1 pseudogene is annotated in these 223 nt (G+C 72.6%); it reads right to left on the reverse strand.

Annotation, left to right across the window (positions count from 1 at the left end):
- A pseudogene (locus tag ACNQQL_RS36320) lies at positions 1 to 223 on the reverse strand (type II secretion system protein GspF); the annotation flags it as partial.

Below are 223 nucleotides of genomic sequence, written 5' to 3' on the forward strand. Positions count from 1 at the left end.
CCTGCAGCGCGCGCAGGATCGGCACGCCGGCCGCGGTGAGGATGCCGAGCGTGCTCGCGAAGCGCACCGTGTTGTAGCCGCGCACGAGCTTGCCCGCGAGCGGCGCGGTCAACACCCAGCGGTCGAACGCGAGCCGCGGCCCGGCGCGCGACAGCGTCGCCTTCACGAACCACACGACGAGCGCGACCACGATCAGGATCGCCCACCACCAGTGCCGCACGAA

The sequence above is a fragment of the Burkholderia sp. LFS061 genome (assembly GCF_047978125.1).
Classification (GTDB): domain Bacteria; phylum Pseudomonadota; class Gammaproteobacteria; order Burkholderiales; family Burkholderiaceae; genus Burkholderia; species Burkholderia pyrrocinia_C.